Raw genomic sequence first — 16,199 nt, 5'->3', positions numbered from 1 at the left:
AGCGCTGGAACGCTATACGAAGGTGTATTTTATGCCCATCGATTTCATTTAAGAACGCGTGCATGCCGCCGCATTACTTGATCGCAACATAGAACAGCCGGCTCGCATCCGGCCCGGCTTCGATCCATTCGAAGTCCGCGTAGCATTGCACGTCGCGAAACCCGGCCTTGACCAGCTCGGTTCTCATCCATTCAGGGTCGTAACCCCGCTGGACATGTGTCTCTTCAAACCGGCGATAGATGGATGGATCTTTCTCATCGCGCGCAAAAATCGAGAGATGATGCTCGATTTCGCAGCGGGCTTCATCCAGTGCGCAGGTCCATATGTAGGAAACGCCCCGCTCATCCAGCACAAACGGCTGCTCTTCATCGTAGCGGACAAATGTGTTCGGATGATGAACATCAAACAGAAACGTGCCGCCTTCCTTAAGACCGGCATAGGTTCTGTCGAATGCGGAGCGGATATCGTCCTCTTCCAGCAAATAGTTGAAGCAGTCACAGAAGGAGATGACGGAGTCCACCTGCTCCGGCAGCTCCCAGGAGCGCATATCCTGCTGAATCCAGCGGATGCTGCCTTCCCGGTACAGCCGGCTTCCGCCCGCAGTGTCCTCCAGCTTGCGACGGGCAACGGACAGCATGTCGGCAGACAAGTCGATCCCGGTAACCTCGAATCCGGAGTTGACCAGCGGAATTGTAATGCTGCCGGTGCCGCAGCCCAGCTCCGCAACGCTTTTCGGCATCCCGTGCTTCTCCCATGCCGTTCTGGCAAACCTGATCCAGTCCGGGTAGGGCATATCCTCCATAAGTTGGTCATATACGTAGGCGAACTTGCGATAAGACATCATGACGGCACCACTTTCTGAAACTTTGCTTAATTATTTCGTCGGTTTGGCTGTATCTGGGGACTCAGGCTCGTCTTTATTCACAAGGTAGGTCCAGCTTTCCTTCTGGGTAACGAGACCGTCCTTCATCAGTTTCCCAAGCGCCCGCTTGAAAGCCGATTTACTGATCCCAAACCGCTGTTTGATAATATCTGGCGGTGTTTCATCGGAATAAGGCATCGCATGCCCCGGACGCTCCTTCAGAAAAGCAAGCAGCCGATCCGCATCATCGTTACGGCTGACTTCCTTGCGCGGCACCATCGACAGATTAACCCGGCCATCCTCACGAATATGACTTACCCGCACACGGACCTCCTCACCAAGGCGAAGAAGGCGCGTCCGTTCCGAGGAGTGAATCATGCCGATTACGCCAAATCCGATGACCCCGCCATCCACGATGACAAACGTTCCCATCTGAAGCGGCTTGTACACCAGCGCATTGAACCATTCTCCCTTCCAGGAGTCAGGTGCATGGAACGCAAGCGGAGCCAGTTGCTCTTCTCCGGCCAGCTTGGCCCGAAGACGGCCCTGCTTGTCATGCTCCATCGTAACAAACACATGGTCGCCAACCTGCGGATGGAGCTCGCGCAGCTCCGGAAGCTCCCGAATCGGAAGCAGCAGCTGTCTGCCAAGTCCCATCTCCAGAAAGCAGCCCAGTCTCGGGTGAACGTCAGCCACCATCAGCTTGGCTGTCTCGCCGAGAGTCAAGTATGGTTTTTTCATCGTAGCTGCGAGCCGGTCCTCGGTATCGAAGAAAATAAACACCTCAACCTTGTCGCCAGGCTGAATTTTCCCGATAATCTCCGAGTAATGAAGCAGAACATCCCGATCCCCGGCATTCAGAAAGTATCCATACGGAGATACCTCTCGGGATACTTCAAGCTCAACGATGGTCCCTGCGAGCAGGCTCATACTTTCTCCACCACTTTGGCGTCAGACCACAGACGCTCGATGTTGTAATACTCGCGCTCGTCCCGGTGGAAGATATGAACGACCACATCTCCGATATCCATCAGCACCCAGCGCGCGGCATCCATTCCCTCAAGACCGCGCAGGGAAGCTCCAACCTCATGCACCCGCTTGCGAATTTCAGTTGCAATCGCCTGTACCTGGGTGTCCGAGTTACCGTGACAGATGACAAAATAGTCAGCCACCAGCGAAATCCCTTTTAGATCGAGAACTACGATATCCATTGCTTTTTTGTCTTCTGCAGCCTGAACGGCCACTTGTAACAATTCATTTGGACCTAATGTCATGAATTCGCCTCCAATTGCTTAATAAGATCATTGCGTGCCATAAACGTTAATGGAAAAATGATCTGCCTTCTCGACAGAAGAAATTGTATTGTTGACTCGAATCCGGCAACCAGCGCCTCCTCAAGGCTATGGTTGGCCAGATCGCGAATATTATTCACCCCGGGAAAATCGCGTCCCGGCTCGATGTAGTCGGCCAGACAGACCACTTTGTCAAGCAGGGTCATGCCGACGCGGCCAGAGGTGTGATATCGGATCGCATCCAGCACTTCCTGATCCTCCACACCGTATTCCTGCCTGGCTACAAAAGCGCCCACCTCGGCATGCCACAGCTGTTTGTCATAATCCAGCAGCTCTGAAGACAAGCCGTGATCCTTGATCATCTGCTCCAGCTTCTGTACCGGCCAATACTTCGCAACATCGTGCAAAATCGCCGCCAGATCCGCCTTGACGGGGTCCGCGCCGTATTGTTCCGCCAGCCGGACTGCCGTCTCCATAACCCCAAGGGTATGCGCCCATCGTTTGGCTGGCATCTGGGCAGATACCGCCTCCATCAACTGCTCACGGCTGTACACCATAAATACCGCTCCTAACAATATAATCATATACCCGGTCCGGCACCATAAAACGAATGGATTTACCCGCTGCCGCCCGCTCGCGAATCGTCGTGGACGAAATATCGACAAGCGGCATATCCGCCGTCACTACCGCCTTCTGCAGGAAGTCTGGCAGCTGATCAACCGCAAGCTTCGAACCCGGACGGTTGACGCCAATAAAAGTCAGCATCCCGGCAAGCTCCTCAATCCGGTTCCACTTTGGGAGATAATTGACCATATCGGCCCCGATAATGAAAGCAAAGCTGTGATCGGGATATACCTCCTTCAGCTCCTTCACCGTATCAACGGTGTAGGAAATCCCGCCCCGCTTCACTTCCCAATCGAGCAGGCGAAAGGACGGATGACCGGCTATCGCTTCAGCGGCCATCGCAAGCCGCACGCGGCCGGTCATGCCTGCGTCCTCCTTGTGCGGAGGGATGTGGCTCGGCATGAACCATACTTCATCCAGGGCGTGGGCATCGCGGGCAGCTTCGGCGGCCAGCAGATGTCCGATATGAATCGGATCAAAGGTGCCTCCCATAATACCTATCTTCATCACGAATCCCCTTATGCACCAAGGTGGCTTTTATGCGTCAAGGAAGCTCGATCGTTTTGTGATCCTTCGATTCCTTGTACAGCACAATCGTTTTGCCAATAACCTGAACCAGTTCCGCATGTGCGCCAGCCGAAATCTCCTCGGCAATATCACGCGGATCCTCCAGGCAGTTGTTAAGAACCGATACCTTGATCAGCTCCCGCTTCTCAAGCGCCTCAGACACATGTCTGATCAAATGCTCATTGCTTCCTCCTTTGCCGACCTGAAAGATCGGATCCAGATGGTGGGCCTGAGACCGTAAAAATCGCTTTTGCTTTCCAGTTAACATGTATATACGTGCTCCTTAATGATTCATCTATTGAAATCCAAGTGTCTTTATTTATTTTAACCCTAGTTTACCCTGAGCGAAAGCTGTTAAGCACCGCTTCCCGCATGGCCGTCACCGGGGCATCCAGCCCAGTCCAGAATTCAAATGCGTAAGCGCCCTGGTTGACAAACATGCCAAGCCCGCCGTGAACGGTGCACTGTCTTCGCTCGCTTTCGCGCAGCAGGGACGTCTTCAGCGGATTGTAGATCAGGTCACTGACGACAGCCCCCTCGCGAATGAAGTCCGGATTGACGGGAACATCTCCAATGTTCGGATGCATGCCGACCGAGGTCGTATTAATGACGACATCTGCAGCAGCCAGAACTTCGCAGCTTGCCTCCTCGCCAAACCCCCGGATGTCCGCGAGCTTGCTCCATTCCTCGGCCAGCTCCCGCGCTTTGGCTTCCGTCCGGTTCAGAATCGAAATCACTGCAGGCTGCTCGGCGATCAACGCGTAGACAATAGCGCGGGCTGCGCCCCCGGCTCCGAGAACCGCGATCCGCTTGCCGGACAGATCCGGGCACGCCTCGTCCTTAAGGGAACGGACGTATCCGATGCCGTCCGTATTATATCCCTTCAGCCTGCCATTGTCATTCACAATCGTGTTCACCGCCCCGATCTGGGCTGCGCCTTCATCCACTTCATCCAAGTACTTCATGACCTCAACCTTGTGCGGAATTGTCACGTTCACACCGCGAAAATGTAAGGAACGCACGGCCGAAATTGCATCCGCAAGCCCTTTCGGACGTATGTGAAGCGGGACGTAAGCGCCTTGCAGGCCAAGCTCGGCTAACGCCGCCTGATGCATGACCGGCGATTTGGAGTGAGCGATCGGATCGCCCATGACACCGAGCAGCAGCCAACTGCTGCCGTCTACAGTGCCGTGCATAATATTACCGTTCATTTCTCCGCCTCCATCAATAACCGTCTCCATCCTGCTGTCAGATCAAGGACGGGCGCAGCAGCACCTTGACGCCTCGCGGCACATGAACCGCTACGAGCGCGCCTTGATCGCTGTTCACCTTAACCCAGCCAAGACCGGACATGAACACATCAAGACGGGATCCCTTCGGAATCCGAAGCTCGTGTCGGGTCCATTCCGGCATCTCGGCCAGCCGCTCTCTCGTCGGCGGAGACAGAAGCTCACCCGCATGTTCTTCGAACAGCTCATCCGCCCGCTCCAGCTTAGTGCGATGAATCTTCAGCCTTCCGCTCACAAAGCAGGTGAACGATTGATGTTCCCCCTGTACAAAATCAAACCGTCCGAGCCCGCCAAAGAACAGCGTCTGCCCTTCATTGAGCTGATAAACCATCGGCTTGAGCGGATTCCCTGGCATGATCGCGCCCAGATCCTCACGGCTCACCAATTCGCTATATCTCCACGGGTATACGATCCCCGGTGTATCAATGATGAATTTTCCGTCATCCAGCGGGATGTTGACCATATCGAGCGTCGTCCCTGGATAACGCGATGTCGTAAGCTCCTGATCCAGATCGCTGTAATCCCGGATCAGCCGGTTGATCAGCGTGGATTTGCCTACATTGGTAGCCCCCACGACATAGACATCCCGGTCTCCTCTGCGGGCTGCGACCGACTCCAGCAGCCGATCAAAGCCCTGGTTCTTCTTGGCGCTGCACAGCACGATATCAACCGTTCTCAGGCCATGCTCCTTGCAGCTCTTTTGTACCCAGTTGAGCACCTTGTTCCAGTTGGTCACCTTCGGAAGAAGGTCTGTTTTGTTAACAGCCAGAATGACCGGGTTATTGCCAACAAACCGCTGCAACCCCGATATCAGGCTCCCCTCAAAATCAAACAGGTCCACAATATGAATAACGAGCGCATTCTTGCCGCCGATCTGTCCCAGCAGCCGCAAAAATTCATCCTGATCCACCGCGACGGAAGATGCCTCGTTGTAGTTTTTAATCCGGAAACATCGCTGACAGATGACCGGCTCCCGCTCCCAGGCCTTATCCGGCAAATATCCCGGCTCGCCCTGCGCTGTACTTTGAAGACGAATGCCGCAGCCGCTGCATTTCTTGATGTCTTGTCCGCTCCAAGGCTCTGTCATGTATTCTTTTCCTCCTCAAACCATAATCCCTTTTTGCGGAGCCGCGTCAATGCGATCCGCTCGATCCGGCGATTGATCAGGCGTGTGAACCAGCCTTCGTCACCAATGGCAATCGGCATGACGAGAATCGTAAACAATCCCAATCGATTGCCGCCATAAACGTCCGTCAGCATCTGGTCTCCGACCACCACCGTCTGGTCCGCAGGCAGGTCCATCATCGTCATCGCTTTGCGGAACGGCGCATTGGTCGGCTTGCGCGCTTGGTGAACAAATTCAATATCCAGCGGCGTCGCAAACTTCGACACGCGCTCCAGTTGGTTATTGGACACAATAATCAGCTGGAATCCGATCTCCTTCACCTTCTTGAACCATTCAACCAGTTCAGGTGTAGCCAGCGGCGCCTTCGCACCGACAAGCGTATTATCCAAATCCGTAATGATGCCGCGGTAACCCTGCTGATAGAGCTTCTCCAGATCAATATCAAACACGGTGTTTACGCGGAGCTTGGGCACAAGCATTTCAAACAAGATACGTCACCTCAATTTCATACGAAAAACTATACCATATTCCGGTTCCTTAGTAAAAAAACATCTTGGCTCATTTCAACCCCAGGCGCTGTATTCGAGCAAAAGACCACCCGGCATTCCGACAGTTTCGGAAACCCGGGCGGTCTTATTTAAATAAGTTTGACTTTCTTCATCGATTTCTTGAGCAGATCAGCCTGCTCCTGGACGGCGCGCCACTCGTCCTCCTGCACCTGGGCAGGGCTGTAACGGGCGGACTCAAACTTCCGCAACAGCGGATGCAGTTCAGTCCGAAGTGTCGGATACGTATCCGCCCAGCGCATGATGGATTCCCGCAAAGTTTCATGTGACTCGCGCACAAGCCCTCTCCGATGGACAAAGCGCAGCCAGCGTTCCGTCTCGGCAATCACCTTGTCCGCTGGTGTCAGCGGCTTGCCTGCTTTCAGGCGTGCGCCTGCGAAACGCAGATCGAGCTTCATTCTCCACAGAATGTAGGCCCCCCACAGGGCGATAATTGCCGCTGCGATCATCACAATCCATTTCATAAGGCCGGAGGATGCCTGCTCTGGTGCCGCAGCCGGTGCAGACTCTTCCAGAGCCTCCTCCTCTTCCAGCAGCTCCTCCGAAATGACCGGCTCGGATTCCTCCATGCTAGTCAGAATCGGCATGCTGAAACCTGGCGTAGCCTCAATTGGAATCCAGCCGTACTCCCCGAAGTACACTTCCACCCAGGAATGCGCATCGGCATTGGTGACCGTGTACATGCCAGGATCCATGCTGACCATCCCATCCATCGGCATGAACTCTTGAATGGACACGCTTCCCGGTGCGTAGCCTTTCACCCAGCGTGCAGGAATATCCAGCGATCTGGCCATCATGACCATCGAGGTTGAGAAGTAGTCGCAATAGCCTTCCCGGATTTCAAACAGAAACCCTTCCACAAAGTCGGGACTTTGCTTGCGGGACAGATCCGGCGAGTTGGTGTAGGTATAATTCGATTGCAAATACTCCTGCAGCAGCACCACTTTCTCATAAGGCGTCTGCCCCGCAGCGGTTACCTCTTCCGCGAGCAGCTCTACCCGGTCCGGAAAATTCCTCGGGATTTGCAAATAAGCATCGTCCACCGAGCTTGAGTACAGCTCTTCATAAGTTCGTTTACTTAGCTCTTCCACAGGAATTACCGGAATTTCCGATGTCACGGTGTAGCTCTTCGGATAACGCTGCTGGCTCCTCATGTGAAGCTCCGATCCTTCAGGCACCCAGCGCAGCAAGTCAGGGTCGATATCGGCATCCATGCTGTCGATGCGAGAAACGGCGTAGGCCCCAAATAATACGGGATAGACATCATCGCTCAGCATCGTTATTGTTTGCTGAACGCTCTTCGTTGATACCGTCGTGGACAAATCGCCTTGCAGGTCATCGTTCAGGCGGACATCCGAACCGCCTCTGCGCCCGCCTCCGTCTGCCCAACCGGTCCCTGAGTATTGCGTTCTGACCTCTCCTCGCCAATAGCTCCGCTCATCAGAGCTCACTGTCATAACAGGTGAGTAGTCGAAGTTGAATCCAGCCCCGAGGTTATTGTCCTCCCGGCCATACCCGGACGTGCTTTCCGTCGGCACTTCGAGCAAAGATCCGGTGCCTGTTGTAGAAGTACCCGACAGCGGTGATCCGCTCAGTTCCCTCCACGCCGTATACGGGTCTGTCAGTGTTGGCTGAACATAGGGCATGTTCACCCCGGCCAATATAATTAACGAAAAGATAACCAGGATGTTGGCGATAATCTTGAACGGAGACTTGGAAAGATGACGCCAACCTTGCGGAAACCGCGCCCTGAATTTATTGAAATGGCTTGTCACCAGCCAGCCCATGCCGGCAGCGGCAATCCATGCCGTTTCATCCCACAGCTCAAGATGGGTGAAAGAATCGAGTATCGTAAAGCTGATGACGTTGATCGCAATGATCATTAGAATCTTTCTTCTGCTGTCCGACAGCCTAACGATGAGCAAGACGATCGCCCACGCCGCCAGCGCAAACCACAAGTAAGGCAACAGATACGATGCTTCGTCCGACAGCAGGCCCCTCACCATGTCCGTTGGCACAGGCAACCCGTGAGCATCCAGAATTCTGTGGACGGAGAAAGCGATGAGTGCCACCTGCAGCAGCATCCTTAAAACGAACGTTGCCGGTATCAAAGCTTCAATGATCGCTGTAATGGACAACGCTGCAATAACGACTGCTGTCGTCTCATCCAGCCAGATCGTTTCCGTAAAGGATACCCACTGCATGCCAATGATCCATATCCACAGCATGGTCAGCCCCTGAAAGAATACTGACGACAGCTTGTCCACCCATAGCTTCACGTGACACCACCTCCTAGTGCGGCAGGAAGCCCCTCCAGTGTCGAAGTGGCGTAGCTGGATATCCCCCGCGTCTTCAGCAGCTGCAGCGTTTCATCCGGCGCAGACGCCTGATTCGCGCTTTCGATTCGCAAGAAACAAGGGTTCATGCCCCTCGTCTCGGCCCAGCGCAGCACCTCTACAGCTTCCCGGCCTGTCATCGGACTGATCAGCATAAACAGGGCGCCTTTAGGAAAATGACGATATGATTTCTCCAAAGCGGTAATAAGATCGCCCTTACGGTCTTTATCTACGTCCACCAAATGCTGGATCATGCGCATCCGGTCGCCCTTGTTATCGGTTGGCGGAAACAGCTTCGGCTCCTGGCCCGCCGTGAACAAGCCTGTTCCTGTATGCTCGCGGCCCGTATATTCGATCAGAGAGGCTGCAGCGGATACCGCCAGTTCGAATTGCTGCGAATGCTCATAGCTCGAGGCGGTACAGTCCAGAACGATCATCGTTTTCGGAAAAGACTCATGCTCGAACTCCTTCGACTTCCACGATCCTGTCTTGGCAGTTGCATTCCAGTGGATCCGCGAGATCCGATCGCCGTATACATAATCCCGGACGCCGTTGATCTGTGTCGTCTCCCGGCGTGAAGACGAGATCGTCGTCTGTGTGCCACCAAGCCTGGAGTTGCGAATGCTGCGCTGCCAATCCGGAATATGGATCGTCCGCGGCAGAACGCGGAATTCGGTAGCCACCTCGATACGCCCCCGGTGTTCCATCAGTCCGAAAATATCTTCACTGATACATTCGGTATTGGAGAAGGCATATCTCCCCCGCTCCAGAGAGGGAGTCTGAAATGTAAGACGCCCTTCACCGCGAAAGTTGGGAATGACACTGTCCTCAAAGGACCAGGTGTCGCCATTATGTCGTTTGAGCACTTCGCGGATAATGAGGTAGGGCATCGGCAGCAGGCCCGGCACGTTCACGTTCAGTTGAATGCGCACCTGCTCCCCGGCGCGCAGCGTCTCCCGGTTGCCTGTGCCGGATACGCTGCGCGAGGCTTTCACGCGATTAACTCCGCCGAACCCGGCACCGATAATATAAATCGCAAGCAGACTTACCATAGAGAACAGCATGAGCGAGGTTTTGCCGCCTTGAAAGAGCACATACAGCAAACAAATGCCCCATACCGCCAACACCGCTGCCAGTTTGGACGGCTGCATCCCTTTCAGTAATAAGAAAACCGCACGACGCATGCTATTTCCCCATCTGTACAGGCACTTTCACCTGACGCAAAATATATTGAAGCACCGATTCGGCATTGGTGTTATCTAGCCTGGACTCCGGACGCAGCATAATCCGGTGCGAAAGGACGTAAGGGGCAAGGGTCTTGACGTCATCAGGAAGCACGTAATCGCGCTCCTGCAGGAAAGCATAAGCTCTGGCCGCGTTCATGAACGATAGCGTAGCTCTCGGGCTGGCCCCGAGCAGCACAGCCGGATGTTCACGGGTAGCGCGGGTTATATTCAACAAATAATCAGCCACAGGATCTCCGAGGTATACCTCACGAATCTCATGCTGAATGGCCGCGATTATTTCCATATGAGTGACCGGTGCAAGCTTGTCCGTCAGCTGTCCTTCACGCGAGCGAACCATCAGCTCCTTCTCGGTTGCGGCATCAGGATAGCCAAGACTCAGCTTCAGCATGAAGCGGTCCAGCTGCGCTTCTGGCAGCATGTACGTACCTTCAAAGTCAATCGGATTCTGGGTTGCACATAGCATAAACGGATGCGGAAGCGCATGGGTTTCGCCATCAACAGTTACGCTGCGCTCTTCCATGACTTCCAGCAAAGCGGATTGGGTTTTCGTGGTGGCACGATTGATTTCATCGGCCAGAAGAATGTTGGTCATCACGGGTCCCGGCCGGAAATAAAAGCGTTCATCCCGCGGATGAAACACGGACACCCCTGTAATATCACTAGGAAGAATATCCGGGTTGCACTGGATTCTTCTGTAATCCCCTTGCATCGATTTGGCAAGCCCTTTGATGAGCTGGGTTTTGCCGGTTCCAGGTACATCCTCGATCAGAACATGGCCGCCAGCCAGCAGCGCTGTGAGGAGCAGCTGTATCTCAAATTCTTTGCCTAGCAGGCACGACTCCAGATTGGATCGCACCGAGGAAATGATTTTCATGGATTCTTGGCTTACGGGCATGTATGACTAACCTCCTGTAGGGAATAAATAGATGGTTTAGTACTATTGTACATGATTGGGATGCCGGAGTACATTCAAGTGCGTTATTTATCGCCGTCCACAGCCAAATTCCTTTAATACACAGCAAAAAACCCTGGTTTAACATACCAGGGCTTTCGTGCTATGTTCGGCAATTCAGTTTTGAACGATATGTTGGCCGGATCATGTTTGGCAAATCGGCTTCCCGAAAGCTTCAAGGAAAAGTTCTTAACCTTTTGGGCGAAACAGAAGGGCGGCAATAAAGGAGAAGATAATCGCGGAGGATATCCCCGCGCTAGTCACCTCAAATATCCCTGTGACAACACCGATCCATCCGTCCCTCTCCAGCTCGGTCAGCGCGCCATGGACAAGCGAGTTGCCGAAGCTGGTGATGGGTACCGATGCGCCGGCTCCCGCAAATTTCACGAGCGGATCGTACAAGCCGAGGCCATCGGCAATCGCTCCGACAACGACCAGCGTGCTCATCGTATGCGCCGGCGTCAGCTTGATAAGGTCCATCATGAGCTGCCCGATAACGCAGATGAGGCCGCCGACAATAAAGGCCCATAAAAATTGCATCTCGTTAACCTCCCATCTCTAATGCTACTGCGTGCGCGATACAAGGAATCGTCTCCCCCTGCTGATAAGAAAGCGGCGACAGAAGCGCTCCCGTAGCCACGACAAGCACTCTTTTCAGCTCCCCTTTTCGCATGCGCTTCAGAATATGACCATACGTAACCACGGCTGAGCAGCCGCAGCCACTGCCGCCGGCGTTAACGAATTTCTGCTTGGTCAAGTCATAGATCATCAGGCCGCAGTCATCAAATATCGTTCCGTCCATCACAACGTTGTTCTGCTTCAGCAGATCCTTGGCAATCGGCAAGCCAACCGAAGCCAGGTCACCGGTTACAATCAGATCATAATCGGAGGCTTTGCGCCCTGTGTCCTTAAAGTGCTTCGTAATGGTATCCGCTGCCGCCGGGGCCATGGCCGAACCCATGTTAAACGGATCCTTGATGCCAAGGTCCATCACCTTGCCGATCGTCGCATGCGTTATGGAGGGACCGTCGCCCTGATCAGATACCACGGAGCAGCCTGCGCCGGTAATGGTGTACTGCGCATAGGGCGGCTTCTGGGAACCGTACTCCGTCGGATATCGGAACTGCTTCTCAACCGTACAGTTATGACTTGCCGTGCCGGCCATAACATATTTCGCCCCGCCCGAATCCACGATCATGGACGCAACGGCCAGGCTTTCCATCGAGGTCGAACATGCGCCGAACACGCCCAGATAAGGCACGCCCATCTGTCTGGCGGCAAATGAACTGCTAATAATCTGGTTCATCAGGTCTCCGCCAACAAAAAACTGAACTTCGTCTTCCGTGATTCCAGCGTTCTCGGCAGCCTTTCGGGCGGCTTCTTCCAGCAGTCTCCGCTCGGCCTTCTCCCAAGTCTTCTCATTGATCCGAATGTTATCGTAGACATAATCAAAATCTTCGGCCAGCGGCCCCTCCCCTTCCTCAGGACCTACAATGGTGCCTGTTCCGATAATGACCGGTTTGTTCTCATATTCCCATGTCTGTCCGGTTACCTTCATGTCCGCTTACCCCCTTCCACCGAAGCCCAGCAGGGCATAGATGATGCCGATAATGAAAGCAGCCACTGTACCGAATACAATAACGGAACCAGCCAGTTTAAACATTTTGGCCCCCACACCCAGAACCAGCCCTTCCGAACGATGTTCCAAAGCGGCGGAACACATGGAATTCGCAAACCCGGTCACGGGCACAGCGCTGCCTGCACCCGCCCACTGGGCGATTTTGTCATACACGCCAAAGCAGGTCAGAATGACGGAGATAATAATAAGAACCGCCACGGTCGGACTGGCTGCCTCTTTGGTGGTCATGTCAAACACCGACATAAAAAACTCCTGAATGCATTGACCAATCAAGCAAATAAGACCTCCGACCAGAAACGCCCGAATGCAGTTTCGAATGACCGGTCGGGAAGGTTCGTGTTTTTTGGCAATGGCTTTATATTCATCCGAGCTCATCTGGCTTAAGCTTGACTGGGATGCTTGATTGGAGTCAGACATTATGAACGCACCTCCGGTATGTGATTTGATTCGCACGAAAGGATCCGGCGAAATAGCTAGGATATCCTAGTCATCATTATGCTTTGAATGATCTTCCTTTATGTTTGGAAAATGGTCCTTGCTTGCCAATATTCATTCCCGTTTTGGCACAAACTGGCGGTTTATAATAGGCGCTCCCTACCGCCTGTTCGATAAGCTTGTCCATTTAAACGGCCTGAAATCGCCCGGTGTTAGCGCGTCTCCCCATAGCCGGTAGCCGCATACAACAAAACAGCGCCCAGCGAAGGCTGGACACTGTTTTTCAGACATCGTTATTTACCAGGTTAAATCAATACATACAGCAGCAAAATAACCAATAATATAAAGAGCACCACGATGAGCAGAAGATCTCTCACATCCGCTTGCCGTTCCCACACATCCCCTGAATGTTGGCCCATAGTCAGTCCTGTCCCTTCCCTCCGAGATCCAAGTAAAGCAGTGGTCCATATATCGTATTCCCGCTCAGGGGATCGGGTGCTTGTTCAAAGTGTTCATGAACAGGGTTCGCGCCGTTCCTTTCTCGCGGAGTGTCATGACGAAGGTAATCGTATGTATGCCCTCAAAGCCGCCATGGCATATCGTCGTCAGGTGGACAATTGTACGTGCCGGGGGCATACTAGAACTATGCAGATTATACATACCTTTATACGAAGGAGCGAATCATAGAATGAATGAATCGACACGCGAGCTATTCCGTACATTGACCGAATTCCCGGCAGCGCCGGGCTTTGAGCGCGAGCTTCGGGCTTGGGTGAAGAACGCCCTCTCCCCCTACACCGACGAGTTCGTACAGGACCGCCTCGGCAGTCTGTTCGCCGTATTGAGAGGGAAGGAGGAAGGACCGCGGGTCATGGTCGCAGGCCATATGGATGAAGTCGGATTTATGGTTACCGGCATTACCGAGGCCGGCATGATCCGCTTTCAGCCACTGGGCGGTTGGTGGAGCCAGGCCATTCTCGCCCAGCGTCTGCAAATTATAACGGACAATGGACCGATCATCGGGGTGGTCGGATCGACGCCGACCCATTTGCTGGATGAAGCTCAGCGCAGCAAACCGGTTGACATCAAGTCGATGTATATCGATATCGGCGCTGACAACAAGGCGGAAGCCGAATCATTCGGCATTCGTCCGGGCCAGCAGATTGTTCCAATCTGCGAATTTACGCCGCTGGCAAATCCGAAGAAGATTATGGCCAAAGCATGGGACAACCGCTATGGTGTCGGTTTGGCCATCGAGCTGGTCAAAGCGCTTCATGGCGAACAGCTGCCAAACATCGTTTATGCTGGCGCTACGGTTCAAGAAGAGCTTGGGCTTCGCGGTGCCCGCACCGCTGCCAATCTGATTCAGCCGGACATTTTCTTCGGACTCGATGCCAGTGCTGCAAATGACATGACGGGTGACAGAAGCCAGTTCGGCCAGCTCGGGCAAGGCGCGCTGCTTCGCATCTTCGACCCGACTATGCTGACCCATCGCGGGATGGTCGAATACGTGCAGGATACTGCCGAGACACACAAGATCAAATATCAGTACTTTGTATCTCCGGGCGGAACGGATGCCGGCCAGGTACACCTGAGCGGTATCGGCGTGCCGTCCACCATCATCGGCATCTGCTCCAGATACATTCACACGTCCTCATCGATTATCCATACCGATGATTACGAGGCGGCCAGAGAGCTGCTGATCAAGCTTGTCAAAGGGCTTGACCGCACCACACTGAATACGATCTTGGAACGGGCTTGATCCTCGCTTGCCGTCCACATCGTTCACTTGGAAGATCATCCGGCTTTTGCCGGATGGTCTTCTTTGTATATTGTCCACTGCCTAGGATGAAGAAGAAAGCTCCTTATGTCTGGCCAGCCGAAAGGACAGCACAATCGCAACAAGAACCGCAGCTACGAGCCCGGTCGTCAGCGCAAACATCATCCGCATCCCGCCAGCGCTGTCAGCGCCCCCAGACTGAGACAGCAGCACGCCTCCGGCGGCTGTTCCAAACATCATGCCCAGATTGCGGGAAAGGGCCAGAAGACTGCTGATTAGCCCGAGATCCGATTGGGCAGCCCGGTTCATCACAAGGGAATTGTTCGGCGGGGTTATCGTTCCCATCGATCCCCCTAGCAAGACAATCAGTAAGATAAGAACAATTAAAGGATAGGAAGCTGACACAAAACTGAGCGCCATCAAAACGATTGTCATCATGAACAGTCCGGCACTAAGCAGCGGGAAGGTGCCGAGCCTGTCTGACAAACTGCCCGATAGAGGCGAGACAATAATGAGAGATAACGGATATCCCGCCATAATCAGGCCAGCGATAGCCGGGGCGATACCGAGGTCCCCAAGCAGAAATATCGGCAGCGCCAGCTGGGCCGCAAAAGCAGCCATATAAGTGATAATGGTTGTCAATATGCCGAGGCTGATTCCGGCATCCCGGAACAGCTCCAGCTTGATAAAGGGACGCTCCCTGCGCCCTTCCTTGCGCCAGCGAGCAGATAGGCACCAGCCGACGAAACCGCAAGCCCCGGCAAGAAACAGGAGGATCAGCAGGGAAACCTGCCAGGACCCCCAACCCCAGCGCGCGCCCATATTGACCGCCGTAACGAGTCCTGTCAGGGAGACGGCAAACCATATGGCCCCCGGCACGTCCAGACGGCTCTCCCCATCCGGCTCATCTTTCGGGATGAAGCGCTGTGCGCATATCCACATCCCAAGCGCAAGCACAGCAAGCATCCAGAAATTGCTGCGCCAGGAGAACCACTGAATCAGAACCCCCCCGAGGCTCGGTCCGATCATAGACCCCGCTGCGACAAAGGTGCCGATTAACCCGAGCGCTTTACCCCGCTGCGCGGTTGGAAAAGCAGAAACAATCAGCGCCATATTGGTAGCCTGGTACATCGCGGCCCCCGCTCCCTGCAGCCCTCTTGCAGCAATCAGGCCATTCAGTGAAGGGGATAGCGCACAGAAGACCGATCCGGCCATAAACAGAAACGCTCCTGCGTTATGAATCACGCGCCTGCCCATCTTATCTCCGAGCTTGCCCATTACGGGCAGAAGGATGGAAATGACCAGCAGATACGCGGTCACAATCCATTGAGCGGATGAAATGGTCGTTGCAAAGGAGCCTGCGATATCAACAAGCGCAATATTAAACATCCCTGCCGACAAATTTGATAGAAACGCCCCCATGCATATCGTATATTGCGCAAGCCGCTGTGTCCTGCTATTCATCTTGATTCACCAGCTTTGTT

17 protein-coding genes are annotated in these 16,199 nt (G+C 54.0%); 1 reads left to right on the top strand and 16 read right to left on the bottom strand.

Features of this window, described 5'->3' with window-relative positions:
* Positions 1 to 73: 73 nt before the first annotated feature.
* From CHH75_RS03110 to spoVAC, 15 genes are all read right to left on the bottom strand, one after another.
* Positions 74 to 844, bottom strand: coding sequence for a class I SAM-dependent DNA methyltransferase (locus CHH75_RS03110; RefSeq protein WP_095263072.1), 771 nt, complete (start codon positions 842 to 844; stop codon positions 74 to 76).
* Between the two features lie 30 nt (positions 845 to 874).
* Entirely contained in the window at positions 875 to 1,792 is a 918-nt protein-coding gene (locus tag CHH75_RS03105) for a CvfB family protein (protein WP_095263071.1), read from the bottom strand.
* Positions 1,789 to 2,136 (bottom strand): ribosome silencing factor, encoded by a 348-nt coding sequence (rsfS, locus tag CHH75_RS03100; RefSeq protein WP_095263070.1) that lies wholly within the window; start codon positions 2,134 to 2,136, stop codon positions 1,789 to 1,791. The genes CHH75_RS03105 and rsfS overlap by 4 nt, the downstream gene beginning before the upstream one ends.
* A complete protein-coding gene (yqeK, locus tag CHH75_RS03095; RefSeq protein ID WP_095263069.1) occupies positions 2,133 to 2,711 on the bottom strand; it encodes a bis(5'-nucleosyl)-tetraphosphatase (symmetrical) YqeK in 579 nt (192 codons plus the stop codon). Before yqeK ends, rsfS begins: the two co-directional genes overlap by 4 nt.
* Positions 2,695 to 3,285, bottom strand: coding sequence for a nicotinate-nucleotide adenylyltransferase (locus CHH75_RS03090; RefSeq protein ID WP_095397426.1), 591 nt, complete (start codon positions 3,283 to 3,285; stop codon positions 2,695 to 2,697). The genes yqeK and CHH75_RS03090 overlap by 17 nt, the downstream gene beginning before the upstream one ends.
* A 37-nt stretch (positions 3,286 to 3,322) precedes the next feature.
* A complete protein-coding gene (gene yhbY / locus CHH75_RS03085) occupies positions 3,323 to 3,613 on the bottom strand; it encodes a ribosome assembly RNA-binding protein YhbY (protein WP_095263067.1) in 291 nt (96 codons plus the stop codon).
* 67 nt (positions 3,614 to 3,680) lie between these two features.
* A complete protein-coding gene (gene aroE, locus CHH75_RS03080) occupies positions 3,681 to 4,556 on the bottom strand; it encodes a shikimate dehydrogenase (protein WP_230875541.1) in 876 nt (291 codons plus the stop codon).
* Between the two features lie 37 nt (positions 4,557 to 4,593).
* On the bottom strand, positions 4,594 to 5,721 hold the full coding sequence (gene yqeH, locus CHH75_RS03075) for a ribosome biogenesis GTPase YqeH (RefSeq protein WP_095397425.1): 1,128 nt from the start codon (positions 5,719 to 5,721) through the stop codon (positions 4,594 to 4,596).
* Positions 5,718 to 6,248, bottom strand: coding sequence for a YqeG family HAD IIIA-type phosphatase (locus CHH75_RS03070; RefSeq protein WP_095263065.1), 531 nt, complete (start codon positions 6,246 to 6,248; stop codon positions 5,718 to 5,720). The genes yqeH and CHH75_RS03070 overlap by 4 nt, the downstream gene beginning before the upstream one ends.
* Positions 6,249 to 6,397: 149 nt before the next feature.
* Positions 6,398 to 8,605 (bottom strand): DUF4129 domain-containing transglutaminase family protein, encoded by a 2,208-nt coding sequence (locus tag CHH75_RS03065; RefSeq protein WP_330163908.1) that lies wholly within the window; start codon positions 8,603 to 8,605, stop codon positions 6,398 to 6,400.
* The gene (locus CHH75_RS03060) at positions 8,602 to 9,846 is read right to left on the bottom strand and encodes a DUF58 domain-containing protein (RefSeq protein WP_095397424.1); all 1,245 of its coding nucleotides are present in this window, start codon (positions 9,844 to 9,846) and stop codon (positions 8,602 to 8,604) included. The genes CHH75_RS03065 and CHH75_RS03060 overlap by 4 nt, the downstream gene beginning before the upstream one ends.
* Before the next feature lies 1 nt (position 9,847).
* Complete coding sequence (locus tag CHH75_RS03055) at positions 9,848 to 10,804, bottom strand: AAA family ATPase (RefSeq protein WP_095397423.1); 957 nt, start codon at positions 10,802 to 10,804, stop codon at positions 9,848 to 9,850.
* 246 nt (positions 10,805 to 11,050) lie between these two features.
* Positions 11,051 to 11,401 carry a stage V sporulation protein AE gene (gene spoVAE, locus CHH75_RS03050; protein WP_095263062.1) on the bottom strand — a complete coding sequence of 117 codons (351 nt, stop codon included), beginning with the start codon at positions 11,399 to 11,401 and terminating at the stop codon, positions 11,051 to 11,053.
* Positions 11,402 to 11,405: 4 nt separating this feature from the next.
* Complete coding sequence (spoVAD, locus tag CHH75_RS03045; protein WP_095263061.1) at positions 11,406 to 12,419, bottom strand: stage V sporulation protein AD; 1,014 nt, start codon at positions 12,417 to 12,419, stop codon at positions 11,406 to 11,408.
* Positions 12,420 to 12,425: 6 nt separating this feature from the next.
* Positions 12,426 to 12,917, bottom strand: a complete 492-nt coding sequence (spoVAC, locus tag CHH75_RS03040) for a stage V sporulation protein AC (protein ID WP_095263060.1) — start codon at positions 12,915 to 12,917, stop codon at positions 12,426 to 12,428.
* A gap of 706 nt (positions 12,918 to 13,623) precedes the next feature.
* Here spoVAC and CHH75_RS03035 point away from each other — a divergent pair.
* Positions 13,624 to 14,697, top strand: a complete 1,074-nt coding sequence (locus tag CHH75_RS03035) for a M42 family metallopeptidase (RefSeq protein ID WP_095263059.1) — start codon at positions 13,624 to 13,626, stop codon at positions 14,695 to 14,697.
* A gap of 81 nt (positions 14,698 to 14,778) precedes the next feature.
* On the opposite strand, the gene CHH75_RS03030 is transcribed toward CHH75_RS03035, so the two are convergent.
* Positions 14,779 to 16,179: an MFS transporter gene (locus CHH75_RS03030; protein ID WP_095397422.1), complete on the bottom strand. Its 1,401-nt coding sequence runs from the start codon at positions 16,177 to 16,179 to the stop codon at positions 14,779 to 14,781.
* Positions 16,180 to 16,199: the final 20 nt, after the last annotated feature.

The organism is Paenibacillus sp. 7541, from assembly GCF_002276395.1.
GTDB lineage: Bacteria > Bacillota > Bacilli > Paenibacillales > Paenibacillaceae > Paenibacillus_AQ > Paenibacillus_AQ campinasensis.
The sequence above is the reverse complement of the archived record's forward strand: the minus strand, read 5'-3'. Positions and strand labels throughout refer to the sequence as shown.